Origin of the sequence: Cupriavidus sp. DF5525, from assembly GCF_040149425.2 — a bacterium.
GTDB classification, from domain to species: Bacteria; Pseudomonadota; Gammaproteobacteria; order Burkholderiales; family Burkholderiaceae; genus Cupriavidus; species Cupriavidus pickettii_A.
The window spans coordinates 33,127-47,975 of sequence record NZ_CP168265.1; the positions used below are offsets into that span (position 1 = coordinate 33,127).

General features: G+C 67.2%; 13 protein-coding genes. 6 read left to right on the forward strand and 7 right to left on the reverse strand.

The window, feature by feature from the left end; all coding sequences use genetic code 11:
• Window positions 1-40: 40 nt before the first annotated feature.
• From ABNX08_RS00150 to ABNX08_RS00165, 4 genes are all read left to right on the forward strand, one after another.
• Window positions 41-1,252, forward strand: coding sequence for a DUF4382 domain-containing protein (locus ABNX08_RS00150; protein ID WP_022533140.1), 1,212 nt, complete (start codon window positions 41-43; stop codon window positions 1,250-1,252).
• 163 nt (window positions 1,253-1,415) lie between these two features.
• A complete protein-coding gene (locus ABNX08_RS00155) occupies window positions 1,416-2,321 on the forward strand; it encodes a DUF72 domain-containing protein (protein ID WP_022533141.1) in 906 nt (301 codons plus the stop codon).
• Window positions 2,322-2,343: 22 nt separating this feature from the next.
• Complete coding sequence (gene dbpA, locus ABNX08_RS00160; RefSeq protein WP_022533142.1) at window positions 2,344-3,753, forward strand: ATP-dependent RNA helicase DbpA; 1,410 nt, start codon at window positions 2,344-2,346, stop codon at window positions 3,751-3,753.
• A 442-nt stretch (window positions 3,754-4,195) separates the two neighbouring features.
• Window positions 4,196-4,636, forward strand: coding sequence for a CBS domain-containing protein (locus ABNX08_RS00165; RefSeq protein ID WP_022533143.1), 441 nt, complete (start codon window positions 4,196-4,198; stop codon window positions 4,634-4,636).
• 77 nt (window positions 4,637-4,713) lie between these two features.
• Here ABNX08_RS00165 and ABNX08_RS00170 read toward each other — a convergent pair whose 3' ends face one another.
• On the reverse strand, window positions 4,714-5,754 hold the full coding sequence (locus tag ABNX08_RS00170; RefSeq protein WP_022533144.1) for an aromatic ring-hydroxylating dioxygenase subunit alpha: 1,041 nt from the start codon (window positions 5,752-5,754) through the stop codon (window positions 4,714-4,716).
• A 177-nt stretch (window positions 5,755-5,931) separates the two neighbouring features.
• Here ABNX08_RS00170 and ABNX08_RS00175 point away from each other — a divergent pair, with 177 nt between their 5' ends.
• Both ABNX08_RS00175 and ABNX08_RS00180 read left to right on the forward strand, forming a co-directional pair.
• Window positions 5,932-7,482, forward strand: a complete 1,551-nt coding sequence (locus ABNX08_RS00175) for an MDR family MFS transporter (protein WP_374063634.1) — start codon at window positions 5,932-5,934, stop codon at window positions 7,480-7,482.
• Window positions 7,483-7,590: 108 nt separating this feature from the next.
• Window positions 7,591-8,250: a glutathione peroxidase gene (locus ABNX08_RS00180; protein WP_349605256.1), complete on the forward strand. Its 660-nt coding sequence runs from the start codon at window positions 7,591-7,593 to the stop codon at window positions 8,248-8,250.
• Between the two features lie 24 nt (window positions 8,251-8,274).
• Here the strand turns inward: ABNX08_RS00180 and gstA are convergent, their stop codons facing one another.
• From gstA to ABNX08_RS00210, 6 genes are all read right to left on the reverse strand, one after another.
• Complete coding sequence (gene gstA, locus ABNX08_RS00185; protein ID WP_349605255.1) at window positions 8,275-8,901, reverse strand: glutathione transferase GstA; 627 nt, start codon at window positions 8,899-8,901, stop codon at window positions 8,275-8,277.
• A 135-nt stretch (window positions 8,902-9,036) separates the two neighbouring features.
• Window positions 9,037-9,774, reverse strand: coding sequence for an aspartate/glutamate racemase family protein (locus tag ABNX08_RS00190; RefSeq protein WP_349605253.1), 738 nt, complete (start codon window positions 9,772-9,774; stop codon window positions 9,037-9,039).
• A gap of 121 nt (window positions 9,775-9,895) precedes the next feature.
• Window positions 9,896-11,317: a dihydropyrimidinase gene (hydA, locus tag ABNX08_RS00195; protein ID WP_022533149.1), complete on the reverse strand. Its 1,422-nt coding sequence runs from the start codon at window positions 11,315-11,317 to the stop codon at window positions 9,896-9,898.
• Window positions 11,318-11,321: 4 nt separating this feature from the next.
• The gene (locus ABNX08_RS00200) at window positions 11,322-12,050 is read right to left on the reverse strand and encodes an aspartate/glutamate racemase family protein (protein WP_022533150.1); all 729 of its coding nucleotides are present in this window, start codon (window positions 12,048-12,050) and stop codon (window positions 11,322-11,324) included.
• Between the two features lie 68 nt (window positions 12,051-12,118).
• Window positions 12,119-13,315, reverse strand: a complete 1,197-nt coding sequence (locus tag ABNX08_RS00205) for a serine hydrolase (protein WP_349605252.1) — start codon at window positions 13,313-13,315, stop codon at window positions 12,119-12,121.
• 121 nt (window positions 13,316-13,436) lie between these two features.
• On the reverse strand, window positions 13,437-14,735 hold the full coding sequence (locus ABNX08_RS00210; RefSeq protein ID WP_349605251.1) for an MFS transporter: 1,299 nt from the start codon (window positions 14,733-14,735) through the stop codon (window positions 13,437-13,439).
• Window positions 14,736-14,849: the final 114 nt, after the last annotated feature.

Below are 14,849 nucleotides of genomic sequence, written 5' to 3' on the forward strand. Positions count from 1 at the left end.
ATTCTGCGGTCACCCACAAACAAAATGCGGAGAGATTACCTTGTCAGCCTTTTCATTGACTTCTGCGCCACTGCGCGTCCTTGCCCTGAGCGGCGTGCTGGCGCTGGCCGCCTGTGGCGGCGGTGGCGGCGATGATTCCGGTGGTGGCGGCGGCCAGGGAACGCTGAAGGTCTCGATGACCGATGCGCCCGCCTGCGGCTTCAACAATGTCTTTGTCACGGTCAACAAGGTGCGCGTGCACACCAGCGCCAACGCCGAAGCCAGCGCCGGCGGCTGGGTCGATATCGACGTGGTGCCCGCGCGCAAGATCGACCTGCTGTCGCTGACCAACGGCGTGCTGACCACGCTGGGCCAGACCGTGCTGCCCGCCGGCGATTACCAGCAGGTGCGCCTGGTGCTCGATGCCAACCGCGGGGGCGGTTCTGGTGCGCTGGCCAACTCGGTGGTGCCCACGGGCGGCACCGAGCAGCCGCTCGATACGCCGAGCGCGGTGCAGTCCGGCATCAAGATCAACCGGTCGTTCACCGTGTCGCGGGGCACGCTGACGGACCTGGTGCTGGATTTCGACGCGTGCAAGTCGGTGGTCCAGCGCGGTAATGGCACCTACGGCCTGAAGCCGGTGGTGACCGCAATCCCGAAGGTTGTCAGCGGCGCGGTGACCGGTGTGGTCGGTTCGGCCCCGGGCGCGCGCGTCTATGCCGAGCGCAATGGCGTGGTGGTGAAGGCGACCGTGGCGGACGCCAACGGCAACTTCACGCTGTCGCCGATCGAGCAGAGCAGCACTGCCGGCACGGTCGACGTGGTGGTGGTGCCGGGCGCTGCCAATGGCCGCGGCACGGGCATCGTGCGCAGCGTGCCGGTGGTGGCGGAAAGCAGCACCGCGATCTCGACCGCGGCCGCGCCGATGACGCTGCCGACCTCGGCGTATCGCCGGGTCTCGGGCACGGTCACGCCGGCCACGGCTGAAGCCACGCTGCGCGCGCTGCAGCTGGTCAGCGGCGGCACCTTCGAGATCGCGGCGACGGCTGCCGCGACCGATACCGGCGCCTACAGCCTGTTTGCGACCGAACCGGCCCTGCCGGTGGCCGCGCCAATGATCGGCACCTACCAGGCGTCGCTGCCGATCCCGCTGTCGCCGGATGGCGCGGCTGCGGGCAAGTACGGCGTGCAGGCCACCAGTGCCGGCGGTGCGGTGGTGGTGCAGCAGGTTGACGTGAATATCACAGACGTGATCCAGAACTTCTCGTTCTGAGCGTCCTGACCTGACGCTGAAGCAGCCGGAAGCGGGCGCAAGCCTGCTTCCGGTTTTTTTTCTGGCGTTCCGGCATGCGCGGTCCTGCGGCGCCATTCCTGCTTTCCCCGCTTGCCCTGGTTTCCCGCTAGACTGCCAGTCTCGCGTTTCGGGAAATCGCGCCATGGCAGCACGCACCGCGGCAAAGTCCGCATCCCCGCCTGCAGCAAAGTCCGAGGCCACGTCCACGCCCAAGTCCCGTAAAGCAGGCGCGCCCGCTGACCTGGTGCGCGTCGGTATCGGCGGCTGGAATTTCGCGCCGTGGCGCGACAACTTCTATCCGGCCAAACTGCCGCAGTCGCGCGAGCTGGAATACGCCACCCGCCACCTCAGCGCGATCGAGATTAACAGCACTTACCACGGCACGCAGAAGCGCACGTCGTTCGCCAAATGGCGCGATGAAGCGCCGGACGATTTCGTGTTCGCGGTGAAGGCCTCGCGCTTTGCCACCAACCGGCGCGTGCTGGCCGAGTCGGGCGAATCGATCGAACGCTTTATCGACAGCGGCATTGCCGAACTGGGCAGCAAGCTGGGCCCGGTGGTATGGCAGTTCGCGCCGACCAAGCAGTTCGATGCGGAGGACTTCGAGGCCTTCCTGCAGTTGCTGCCCGCCTCCGCTGAAGGCGTGAAGCTGCGCCATGTGCTGGAAGTCCGGCACGAGAGCTTCATGTCGCCCGATTACCTGAAGCTCGCGCGCGAGTACAAGGCCGCCACGGTCTTTACCGATTCACCGAAGTTTCCATCGATGGCAGACCTGACCGCCGACTTCGTCTATGCACGCCTGATGGCCAGCAGCGAGAAGCTGCAGACCGGCTACGCGCCCGAGGCGCTCGATGCGTGGGCGGAACGCACGCGCGCGTGGGCGCAGGGCGGGCAGCCGGACGACCTGCCGGCGGTGGAAGACCGCAAGCCCGCGGCGCGCAAGCGCGAGGTCTTTGTCTTCTTTATCAACGGCGCCAAGGAGCGCGCGCCGGCCGCGGCGCAGTCGTTGCTGGCACGGCTTGGCTGGACGCCGCCGGCCGATCGTTGACCACGGATCGCTATAATCGCGCATGAACACGACCCCCGCCCAGCCGCAAGCCGGCACCGATTTTTCCACCCTGCCGCTGTCGCCCACCATGCTCGCCACGCTGGCGCAGCTCGGCTATGACGAAATGACGCCGATCCAGGCGGCCAGCCTGCCGATCACTTTGGCGGGCCAGGACCTGGTGGCGCAGGCCAAGACCGGCAGCGGCAAGACCGCCGCCTTCGGGCTGGCGCTGCTGCACCGGCTCGATGCGCGCCGCTTCGACGTGCAGGCGATGGTGCTGTGCCCCACGCGCGAGCTGGCCGACCAGGTGACACAGGAAATCCGCCGCCTGGCGCGCGCCGAAGAGAACATCAAGGTGCTGACCCTGTGCGGCGGCGCGCCGATGCGGCCGCAGGTCGACAGCCTGATCCACGGCGCGCATATCGTGGTGGGCACGCCCGGACGCATCCTGGATCACATCGACCGCGGCAGCCTCGACCTGGCCGGCATCAACACGCTGGTGCTGGACGAGGCCGATCGCATGCTCGACATGGGCTTCTTCGACGACATCGCCTATGTGGCCAGCCGCTGCCCGAAGGAGCGGCAGACGATGCTGTTCTCCGCCACCTACCCGCCCGGCATCGACAAGCTCAGCCACCGCTTCCTGCGCAAGCCGCAGTCCATCAAGCTGGAAGCGACGCACGACAACACCACCATCCGCCAGCGCTTCTATGAAGTGGAGGAAGGCGAGCGCCTGAACGCGGTGGGGCGCCTGCTGGACCACTTCCGGCCAGTCAGCACGCTGGCATTCTGCAACACCAAGGCACGTTGCCGCGAGCTGGTGGAACTGCTGCGCGCACAGGGCTACCATGCACTGGCGCTGCACGGCGAGCTGGAGCAGCGCGAACGCGATCAGGTGCTGGTGCAGTTTGCCAACCGCAGCTGCTCGGTGCTGGTGGCGACCGACGTGGCCGCACGCGGGCTCGATATCGCGCAGCTGGAAGCGGTGATCAATGTCGAGATCACGCCCGACCCCGAAGTGCACGTTCACCGCATCGGCCGCACCGGCCGCGCCGATCAGGAAGGCTGGGCCTTCAGCCTGGTCAGCATGGACGAGATGGGCCGCGTCGGCAACCTGGAACAGCACCATGGCGGCGAGTTCGAATGGCATGCGCTGGCCGAGCTGAGGGCATCCAGCGGCGAACGCCTGCTGCCGCCGATGGTGACTCTGCAGATGCTGGGCGGCCGCAAGGAGAAGATCCGCCCCGGCGATATCCTCGGCGCGCTGACCGGCGAAGCGGGCTTTACCAAGGAACAGATCGGCAAGATCAATGTGCTGGAGATGTCGACCTATATCGCGGTGGAACGAAGCATCGGGCGCGAGGCGGTGAAGCGGCTCAATGCGGGCAAGGTCAAGGGCAAGAAGGTGAAGGTGCGGATGATGACGGAGTAAGCCGCGGGCGAGACCTTCGCCGCCGGTTTTCTCCGCTCTCCCGCTTGCGGGAGAGGCGCCGGGGGAGAGGGCAGGCGCATGGCAAGCATCGCGCCATCTCACTTCGTTGAGACGCCCGCCCTCTCCCCAACCGAACGGTGCAGGCGCTGGTGCTTGCAGTCTGGGGCGCGGGCCGCTATCGGCTGCTGCGGCAGGGCGCGCGGCGCTGGAACCGCAGCAATGGGTGCGACAGATGCAGATCCTTTGCCTGTCGACGCTGGACGGAGAGAGTGGCGATGGCACGGAGTGATGCACCCGCCGCAGCGGGCCCGTCACAACATTGCTTACAAAGATTCGCGTAAGTCACCCTGTAAGGGTGCGCGTTACTTTGCTACTCTGATTGCATTGGCACGAAGCAGGTACCGCCAGCCGCATCGCATTTTCGACGGAAAAGGAGTTGGTGATGAAAACCGCACGCCAGGTTCTGGAATCCAAGCCGAGTCAGTCCATCTACAGCATCCCGCCGACGGCGACGGTCTATGCCGCGCTGCAGCTGATGGCTGAGAAAGGCATCGGCGCGCTGCTGGTGATCGAGCAAGGCGAGATCAAGGGCATCCTGAGCGAGCGCGATTACGCGCGCAAGGTGATCCTGATGCAACGCACTTCGCGCGAGACGCTGGTGCGCGACATCATGACCACCGCGGTCATCTATGTCAGCGCCAACCAGAGCACCGACGAATGCATGGCGCTGATGACCCAGCACCGGCTGCGCCACCTGCCGGTGATGGAAGGCCGGGAACTGGTCGGGATGCTGTCGATTGGTGACCTGGTGAAGGACATCATCTCGGAGCAGCAGTTCATTATTGAGCAGCTCGAGCATTACATTACGGGCGGCGGGCGCTGAGCTGGCGGTCTGCCCCAGGCTCCTCTCCCGCGTGCGGGAGAGGAGCGCAAACCGGCGGTCGTTGAAGCGACCGCCGCTTACTCCAGCGTGCCGAACTTCACCCCATGCGCCGCCAGGTAGCGCCGGTACGCGCCTGCCAGCTTGTCGGCCGGCTGCGGCACTTCCACGCCGGTGCGCAGCGGCAGCCGTCGCGGCTGCTGCGATTCCACGATCGGCTTGTCCTGCAGGAAGATGGTGTCCTGGAATTCGCGCAGGCTGGTGTCGTCGTCGTCGGTGACCAGCGACATCACGAACCACACCCGGCTTGATTCCTCATCCCCTGGGCAGATAAACAGCGCGATCGCGCTGCGGTGGTTGTCGCCCAGGTCGGGCACCTTGGTCAGGATTGCCGCATAAGGCGCGACAACCCGGTATTCATATTCGACCATCGCTCCGCCGGTGGCGCTGGCGTGCGCGCGCGGCTGCCAGGCGCGGCAGCCGATGCTGCGCAGGGCGTCGGGTTTGCGGGCGTCGCCGATGGCTTCGACTTCGTACGGCGGCACCTCGGTGTGTCCGGGATCGCCCAGGTAGCCGTCATGCACATAGCCGAAGTGGGCCATGTCCAGAAAGTTTTCCACCAGCCGCGGCGCCGAGGTGGCGACGTCGTACGGGCCGCAGACGATGTGGCGGCATTCGGGGTCGTCGTATTCGGGGAACGGCGGCAGTTCGGGCACGGCTTCGGTGCCGTCGCCAGCCAGGCGCACCCATAGCAGGCCATAGCCTTCGCGCACCGGATGGGTGGTGGCGCAGGCGCGTGGCGCGGGCACCAGCCCGGGGTGCGCGGGATAGCGCGTGCAGCGGCCGCCTGACTCGAAGCGCCAGCCGTGATAGCCGCAATGCAGCAGGCCGTCGCGCACCGCGCCCAGCGTGAGCGCGGCGCCGCGGTGCGGGCAGCGGTCGTCCCAGGCGTGCCAGCCATCGGCGTTGCGCCACAGCACCAGCGCGCGGCCGAACAGGCGGGCGGCGAAGGGGCCGTCGCCCTGTGCCTGTTCCATGGCCAGCACGGGGTGCCACTGGCCCAGTTCGGGTCCGGCCGCGCTGGTGGCGTGACCTGTTTCTTGTCGTGGGGTCTCGCTCATGGTCGGGATCTTACCTGCGATGCCGGCACGATATTCGTCACGGGCCTATAATTATGCGGTTGCTGAATAGCGGTCACCCGCGACGGCGTCACGCCCCCTCCAAAGCGGTTTCTGGCCCGATATTCCCACGCATTTTGAGTTGATTTCGCCGCACATTGCTGCGGTTTTCTGCCTGCCATGTCTTCACCCTCCTCTGCCGCACTCGCCCACGCTCCCGTCCACGACCATCGCGCCATCATGCGGGTGATCGGCGGCATCGTGCTGTGCATCCTGCTCGCCGCGCTCGACCAGACCGTGGTGATCCCGGCGGTGCCGGCGATCGCCAATGACCTGAACGGCTTCGGCCACCTGTCGTGGATCGTGACCGCGTACCTGATCGTGTCGACGGTGGTCACGCCGCTATACGGCAAGCTGTCGGACAGCTTCGGGCGGCGGCGGCTGCTGATGGTGGCGATCACGCTGTTTATCGCGGCGTCGGTGGCGTGCGCGATGGCGCAGACGCTGGGGCAACTGATCCTGTTCCGCGCGCTGCAGGGCGTGGGCGGCGGCGGGCTGATGTCGCTGGCGCAGGCGGCCATCGCCGACGTGGTGGCGCCGCGCCAGCGCGGGCGCTACCAGGGCTACCTGGCCACGGTATGGGCGGTGGCGTCGATCGCCGGACCGCTGGTGGGCGGCTGGGTCTCTGACCATATGTCGTGGCGCTGGCTGTTCTGGGTCAACGTTCCGCTGGGCCTGCTGGCGATGTTCATGTGCTACCGCGGCCTGGCGGCGCTGCAGCCGCGTGGCGGGCGCCCGCGCGTGGACTGGCCGGGCGCGCTGCTGCTGGCGGTGGCCATCGTCGCCTTCCTGCTGGCGATGAGCTGGGGCGGCGACGTCTACGACTGGATCTCGCCGCAACTGGGCGCCCTGCTGTTGGCCGCCGCGGCCGCCGTGGCGCTGCTCGCCTGGCAGGAGCGCCGCGCCGCCGATCCGATGCTGCCGCCGCGGCTGTTCGCCAACCGCGCCTATGTGATGGGCGTCGCCGCCTCGGCCCTGGCCGCGCTCGATATCTTCCTGTGCATCTTTGCGCTGCCGCTGCATTTCCAGCTGGTGCGCGGCGCCGATGCCTCGACCTCGGGGCTGCTGGTGATGCCGTTCCTGCTGGCCACCGTGGCGGGCAATTTCATCGTGGCCTGGCTGGCGCCGCGCGTGGGCCGCATGCGCGGCATCCTGACGGGCGGCTATATCGCTGCCGCGCTGGGACTGATCGGGTTGGCGCTGGTGACCCCCGCGATGCCGCTGGCCGTGGTGCTGGCGGCGATGACGCTGGCCGGCGTGGGCCTGGGCATGACCATGGTGTCGACGCTGATGAGCGTTCAGAACGTGCTCGAGCGCCGCGATACCGGCGCCGGCACCGGCGCGCTGCTGGTACTGCGCTCGCTCGGCAGTGCGATCGGCGGGGCGCTGGCCGGTACGCTGCTGACGCTGGAGTTCCGCCATGCGCTGGCCGCCTCGGGTGTGACGCAGGCGCTGGACCTGGGCGCGCTGCGCCATGGCAGCGAAGCGCTGGCGCACCTCTCGCCGGCGGTGCAGCAGGTGCTGGCCGGTGGCGTGGAGTCAGGCTTCCAGCTGATTTTCGCCGCCGGTGCTGCGGCGGCAGTGCTCGCGCTGCTGATCGTGCGCCGCATGCCGGACCTGGAACTGCGCAGCAGCGTCACCGAACACGCCGCCACGCTGGCGATGGACTGACTGGCGTTGGACGGTGGCGCCGGGGCCACCCCGTGCATCCGACCGGCTGCCGTCGGCGTAGACTACGCGTACCCGATACAGCGAGCCGACCACCGGAGCCCCGTCGCCATGAACCGCCGTTCCCTGCCTGCCACGCCGTACACCGGCGCGCCTGCCAGCCGCCACGCCCTGCGCAACACCACTTTCGCCGCCGCATTGGCGTTGGCCGCGGCCAGCGCTGCCCTGCTCCCGGCCCCTGCCCGCGCAACCGACAAGCCCGCTGCTGCGCCTGCAGCGGCAGGCACCTGCCCCGCCTCGCTCAACTTCACCTTCCCGCGCCTGCAGGACGACGCGCCGCAGAACCTGTGCCAGTACGCCGGCAAGGTGGTGCTGGTGGTCAACACCGCCAGCTATTGCGGCTTCACGCCGCAGTACGAAGGGCTGGAGGCGCTCTACGCCAAATACCGCGCGCGCGGCCTGGTGGTGCTGGGCTTCCCGTCCAACGACTTCTCGCAGGAGCCCGGCTCGGAGAAGGAGATCGCGGACTTCTGCTACAACACGTACGGCGTCAAGTTCCCGATGCTTGGCAAGTCGCACGTACGCGGCGGCGAAGCCAACCCGATGTATGCGCTGCTGGCGAAGCAGACCGGCACCGCCCCCAAGTGGAACTTCTACAAGTACCTGATCGGCCGCGACGGCCAGGTGGTGGCCAGCTACGGCAGCCGCACCAAGCCTGACGACAAGGAGCTGGTGGCGAAGATCGAGTCGCTGCTCGGCGCGCAGCGCTGAGCGCGCTGCGCACGCGGCCAACGCTCAGTCGCGCACCAGTCCCTCCGCCCGCATCGCCTCCTGCACCGCCGGCCGCGCCGCCACGCGCGACAGATATTGCTGCAGCGCCGGGTATGCGGTCAGCGGCATCATCAGCATGCGGGCCCAGCCCACGATGGTGAAGCAATAGGCGTCGGCGACGGTGAAGGTGTCGCCGGTCAGGAAATGGCGGGTTTGCAGGTGCCGGTCGAGTTCGGCAAAGCGCAGCTGCAGCTTGGCCTTGCAGGCTTCCTGCGTGATCTGCGCAGTTTCCTTGTGCCACAGCCAGGGGCTGAAGACCTTGTGCAGTTCGGTCGAGACCAGCGTCAGCCAGCCGGTCGCTTCCAGCCGTGCGCGCGTGCCGGCGGCGGGCAACAGCGTGCGCTCGGGCACCTGGTCGGCGATGTATTGGAGTAGCGATGCCACTTCGGTGTGGCGCGAGCCGTCGTCGAACTGCAGCAGGGGCACGTAGCCGCGCGGGTTGATGGCGTAGTAGTCGTCGCTGCCATTCTCGGCCTGCACCAGCTTGTGCTGGATCAGGTCGACCTTGGCCAGCGTGACCGGCAGGCCGGCTTCGCGCAGCGCGATATGCACGGCCATCGAGCAGGCGCCCGGAGAGTAGAAGAGCTTCATCGCGATCCTGTTGTGGTTGGCTGGCCGCCACGTCATGCGGCGGCCGTGCAGGCAGTCTAGGATCGCGCCCGCTGTGCGGCAATGCGCGCCCTTGCGGATGCGCCCTGCAAATCTGCACAGCCCGGTTGGCCCGGCTTAGTCGAGCAGCTTTGCCAGCGCCGGCGTCAGCCCCGCGTTGGGCTTGCGCGGCGGCCGCGCAAAGCTGCCTTGCGTGGCGCTGCCGGCGCGCAGCGCCACCAGCGATTCGCAATGCCGCACCGCGCTCGACACGCCATCCACCACTGGCACCGGCAGGCGCCCCTGCAGCGAGCGCGCCAGCCCCGCCAGCGGGGCCCCGGCTACGATGATCACGTCGGCGCCATCCTGCTCCACCGCCTGCAGGCACAGCTGCTCCAGCCGCGCGGCATGGTCTTCCTGCACGCTGCCGATATCGCGCAGCGGCTCCTGCAGCGAACGCACGCTCGCCAGCCGCGACGACAGCCCGTTGGCCGCCACGCATTCGCGGTACCAGGCCTGGATGCGATGCGAGATCGCGATGATGGAGAAGCGCTGCCCGAGCAGGCAGGCGCTTGCCAGCGCGGCCTCGGTCATGCCGACGACCGGCACGTCGAACAGCTCTTTCAGGCCCGCCAGGCCGGGGTCGCCGAAGGCGGCGACCACCAGGCCGTCGAACTGGCCGGCATGCTCCGCGGCGGCGCAGGCGGTGGCGTAGCCGCCGACCAAAGCCTCGAAGCGAGTTTCGATGTAGGCCACGCCGAACTGGGCGGTGGCCATCTTCAGCGTGGTGGTGGAGGCGGCAGTGCGGCGCGCCTCGGCTTCGATCAGCGCGGTGACGGATTCGCTGATATTGGGATTGACGATCAGGAGTTGCATGGGGAGATAGTGTTTGTCGAACAGCGAGAACAGCAGTCCTGCGGCGGTTTGCTCCCCTCACCCATAAATGGGAGAGGGGAGCAAACATGCGCAGCTCTTCAGTCTTCAGGTCCGCAGGTCATCAACCAAGCATCGGCGCGCCCGCCGGCAGGAACTGCCCTCTTCCCGCCTGCGGTTCCAGGTACTGGCCATCGCGCACCAGCATCTCGCCGCGCGAGAAGCAATGCACCGGCCAGCCGGTCACTTCGATGCCTTCATACGGCGTGTAGTCCACCGCGTGGTGCAGCGCGCTGTTGCGGATCTGCACGCGCTTGTGCGGATCCCACAGCACGATGTCCGCATCCGCGCCGATGGCGATGGTGCCCTTGCGCGGATACAGCCCGTACAGCCGCGCCGGCCGCCACGAAGTCAGCTCGACGAACTGGTGCAGCGACAGCTTGCCGCGCGCCACGCCGTCGAACAGCAGCGGCAGGCGCGTCTCGATGCCCGGCACGCCGTTGGGGATGTGCTCGAACGAAGGCCGGTTGCCGCCCGGCTGCTTGCCTTGCGGGTCGTCATAGCGGAACGGCGCATGGTCGGACGAGAACACGCTGAACACGCCGTTGGTGAGCGCGCGCCACACCGCGGCCTGGTTCTCCGGATCGCGCGGCGGCGGGCTGCAGATGCACTTGGCGCCTTCATAGCCGTCGTCGCCTGGCAAGGCCATGTCGTCGGCGGTCAGGTACAGGTACTGCGGGCAGGTCTCGGCCAGGATCTGCAGTCCCCTGCCCTGTGCCCAGCGGATCTGCTCGATCGCTTCCTTGCCGGAGACATGCACGATCAGGATCGGCACGTCGACCAGCTCGGCAAAGGTGATGGCGCGGTGCGTGGCTTCACGCTCGACGGCGGCGGGCCGCGCCAGGCCATGGAAGCGCGGCGCGATGCGTCCTTCCCCGACCAGCTTGTCGGTCAGCCACGAGATGCAGTCGGCATTCTCGGCATGCACCATCACCAGCGCGTTGTTCTGCCTGGCGACATCCAGCACCGACAGCATCTCGCGGTCGGACAGCTTGAGGTCGTCATAGGTCATGTAGACCTTGAACGAGCTGTAGCCCTTGCGGATCAGCGCCGGCAGTTCGTCGGCCAGTACCGCGGGCGTGGGATCGGCGACGATCAGGTGGAAGGCGTAGTCGATCACGGCACGGCCTTCCGCGCGGCGGTGGTAGTCCGCCACGGCAGCCTTGAGCGATGCGCCCTTCTCCTGCGCGGCGAACGGAATCACGGTGGTGGTGCCGCCGCAGACCGCGGCGCGCGTTCCGGTGAAGAAGTCGTCGGCCATGCGCAGGCCGTCGGGCATCGGCTGGTCGAGGTGGCAATGGCCGTCGACGCCGCCGGGCAGCGCCAGCAGCCCATCGGCATCGATCTCGCGCGCCCCCTGCGGCAGACCGTGGCCGAGCGCGACGATCTGCCCGCCGCGCACGCCGATATCGCAGCGGAAGCGGTCGGCGGCGGTGACCACGTCCGCGCGGCGGATCACCAGGTCAAGGCTGTCGTGAGCGGACATCGGCTTACTCCACTTCGCGGAACAGGCGGCCCCAGCCGCGCAGCTCGCGCGTATCCACGCCGCACAGGCGCAGCGACTTCCACACCACGGTGGAGATGGTGTCGTACAGCGGGATGCCGGTCTCGGCTTCAAGCTCCTCGGCCAGGTGCGCGGCACGCAGGTTGGTGCAGAAGGTGGTGATGGCCTGCGGCTTGTGCTGCGCGATGCCGCGCACCATGTCGCGGATGGTGTCTTCCTCGACCTCGGCGAAGCTGTAGTTCACATGCAGGTCCAGGTGGCTCTCGGCCACGCAGGTAAAGCCGCTGCGCGCGTAGTTGGCGATGATGCGTTGCTGCACGTCGTCCAGGTAAGGTGTGGCCAGGCCGAAGTTGCGCGCGCCGGTCTTTTGCAGGATTTCATTGAGCGCCAGCACCGAGGTGGTGGCCGGGATGCCGGTGGCTTCGGTGATTTGCTTGCACAGCGCTTCATCCTTGTCGAAGCCGAGCCAGCCTGACGAGGTGCCGTTCCAGGCGATGACATCGACGCGCGCATCGGCCAGCAGGCTGGCGGCAGCCAGGATCTTGTCGAGATTGAACTGGCCCAGCGCCTGGTCGCGCAGCGAGATCTCGGTCACGGTGAAGCGCGAGAAATGCGCGCTGACATTGGGCAGGCCGGCGACCATCGCGCTGGTGATGGGTTCGAGCGCCGTGTTGGAAGACGGCGTCAGCATGCCGAGTCGGATTTGCTTGGTCATTTCAGTCGTTCTCAGGAGTAGGGCGGGCGCCGCCTTTGCAGCCTATGGGTGCGACGGCGCCTTTGTGTTTATTGTTCGGGTTTGTCGTTGAAGGCGAGGGCGGTGCCGGGCACGCCGTGGCTGGCACGTGCCAGCTGCAGTTCCTTTTGTAGCGCAGCCTGCCGCGCGGCATCCGGCCTGACGGACTTGCCTGCCTGCAGCGCGGGCAGCACGTACTCATTCACCATGCGCCGGTACAGGTCAAGGTACGCCGCATCGCGCAGGCCGCCTTGCGTGGACATGATGCTGTTCATCACGATCACGGCGTTCTGCTGCGGCAGTACGGTGATGAACTGGCCCTTGTAGCCCATGGCGCTGAATTCGCGTTCGCTCTGCACGATGTTGTTGACCCAGCAGTAGAAGCCGTAGTCCTTCGCCGGACCGGCGGGCGTGGTCATGCGTTCGACCCACGAGGCCGGCACGATCTGCTGGCCGTTCCAGCGGCCCTGGTTCAGCATCAGCATGCCGAGCTTGGCCATGTCGATGGAGCGCAGCCGCAGCCCCCAGCCGCCTGAGACCGCGCCTTTGCCGTCGGCGCCGTCCCAGCGGTAGTGGCTCATGCCGAGCGGGCCGAACAAGCGGGTTTTTGCATACTGGTCTTCAGGCTGCCCGGCGGCCTGCGTGATGGCGGCGCCGACCAGCACGGGGTTGACGTCGATGTAGTCGAACTCGGCGCCGGCCTTGGTGCGCACCGCGGCGGTGGCCGCCACGCGCAGCCGGTCCGGCACGCCGTAGTAGAGCGTGTCGGTGCCTTCCACCAGCTTGTACGACAGGCCGCTGGACATCGACATCAAATGGCGCAACTGGATCGCCTGCTTGTCTGCCAGCGCGCTGGCGAGGTCGGGACGCGCGGCGGCCAGGCGCGGCGCGGGCGAGTCTTCGGCGCTCAGCTTGCCGTCTCCGACCAGCGTGCCGACCAGCAGCGCGCTGATGAACTTGGTGACGGAATACAGCTCGTGGTTGTAGTCGCGCGACAGGCCGTCGCCATAGCGCTCGAACACCAGCTTGCCGTCCTTGATGACGAGCAGGCTGCGCACATCGAGCTTGTCGCGGCGGATCCATTCGGACAGTGCGACGAGTTTTGCCGAATCGACGCCGACGGCTTCGGGTTGTGCCGTCGGCAGTCCGTCACCGACGGGTGCCGATGGGGCTGCCGGCGTGGCATGTGCCTGCGCGGCGCCCAGCACGAGCAAGGCGGCAGCCAGCATACGTGGGAAGCGGGTCATGACATGTCTCCTCCAACGCCGCGCCGGCAGGAGCAGGCGCAGCGTGGGTGGTATGCCTTGCACGAGGCAAGGCGTGAGTGAGGGTCTTATTGGATGTGTGAGTCGAAGCTGCGGGCCGCGATCAGACCGGGATCTTGGTCTCGTAGTCGATCGCGGTCGATGCCAGCAGCAGACCGACGCCGGCCGCGGCGAAGAACATCAGCGCCAGGAAGTACGAGCCGGTGAACTGCACGATCATGCCGACGATGATCGGCACGGTGATGCCGCCGATATTGCCGCCCAGGTTCATCACGCCACCCAGGAAGCCAATCTTGTTGCGCGTGCCGAGCATTGACGGGACGCACCAGAACAGGCCGCACCAGCGCAGGAAGAACAGCGTGGAGGACAGCAGCACGACCACCACGATCGGATCGCTGACGTAGGCCACCGAGAAGATCGAGGCCGTGGCCACCACCGCGGCGATACCAAACAGCGTGCGCATCACCACGTTGGGCCGGCCGCCGGCTTCCTTCCACTTGTCGGCGATCCAGCCGCCGATCAGTTCGCCGACAAAGCCGCTGAAGAAGATGATGAAGCTGGCGCCGCCCATCTGCTTGATGTCGAAGCCATGCACCTTGTTCAGGTAGTTGGGCATCCAGGTCAGCAGGCCGTAGAACACGGTGTTGAAGCACATCCAGCCGATCGCCATGCACCACACCGAGCGGTACTTGAAGAAGTCGAGCGAACGGCCCGACAGGTTGGCCGGTTCGGCGCGGTGCTCATTGGCCTGCGCTTCCTCGATATAGCGGGCTTCCAGTTCGTTGACGCCGCGGTGCTCGCGCGGCGAATTGCGCACGTAGTACCACGCCACCACGCCGGCCAGCACGGTGCCCACGCCGGCCACGATGAAGGCCAGCCGCCATGAGCCCAGCGTGGCGATCAGCCACGTGATGATGATGGCGCCGAGCGCCGCGCCCAGCGGCGCGCCGCCGTCGAGCAGGGTGGCGCCGCGGCCGCGCTCGTTCTGCGTCATCCAGATCGCATTGAGCTTGCCGCCGGCCGGGTAGATCGGCGCTTCGGCAGCGCCCAGGCCGAGCCGGGTCAGCAGCAGCGAGGTGGCGTTGGTGGTGAAGGCCGCGACCGCCTGGGCAATGCCCCAGAACACGGTGGCGGTGGCAATCACGATGCGCGGCTTGTACTTGTCGGCAAGCATGCCGCCCGGCACCTGCATCAGCGCATAGGTCCAGAAAAACGAACTGAGGATCAGGCCCTGCATGGTGGGACTGAGGTCGAACTCCTTGGCGATCAGCGGCATCGCCACCGAGAGCGAGGCGCGATCGATGTAGTTGATCGCGATGAGGAACAGCATCATCAGAAAAATCTTCCAGCGCACGGAGGTCTTGGCCTCCGTAAGCACTGTCGCCCGGCTTGTCGTTTGCATGGCGGCGTCTCCTTCTTTGGTCCGTGGATGGGCAGTTTTAATAGTCGTGTCGCGCAACAGGTCGGAGTATAAGATACGTAATCTGTAATTACAACGCGTGTAAGTCGTTGATTT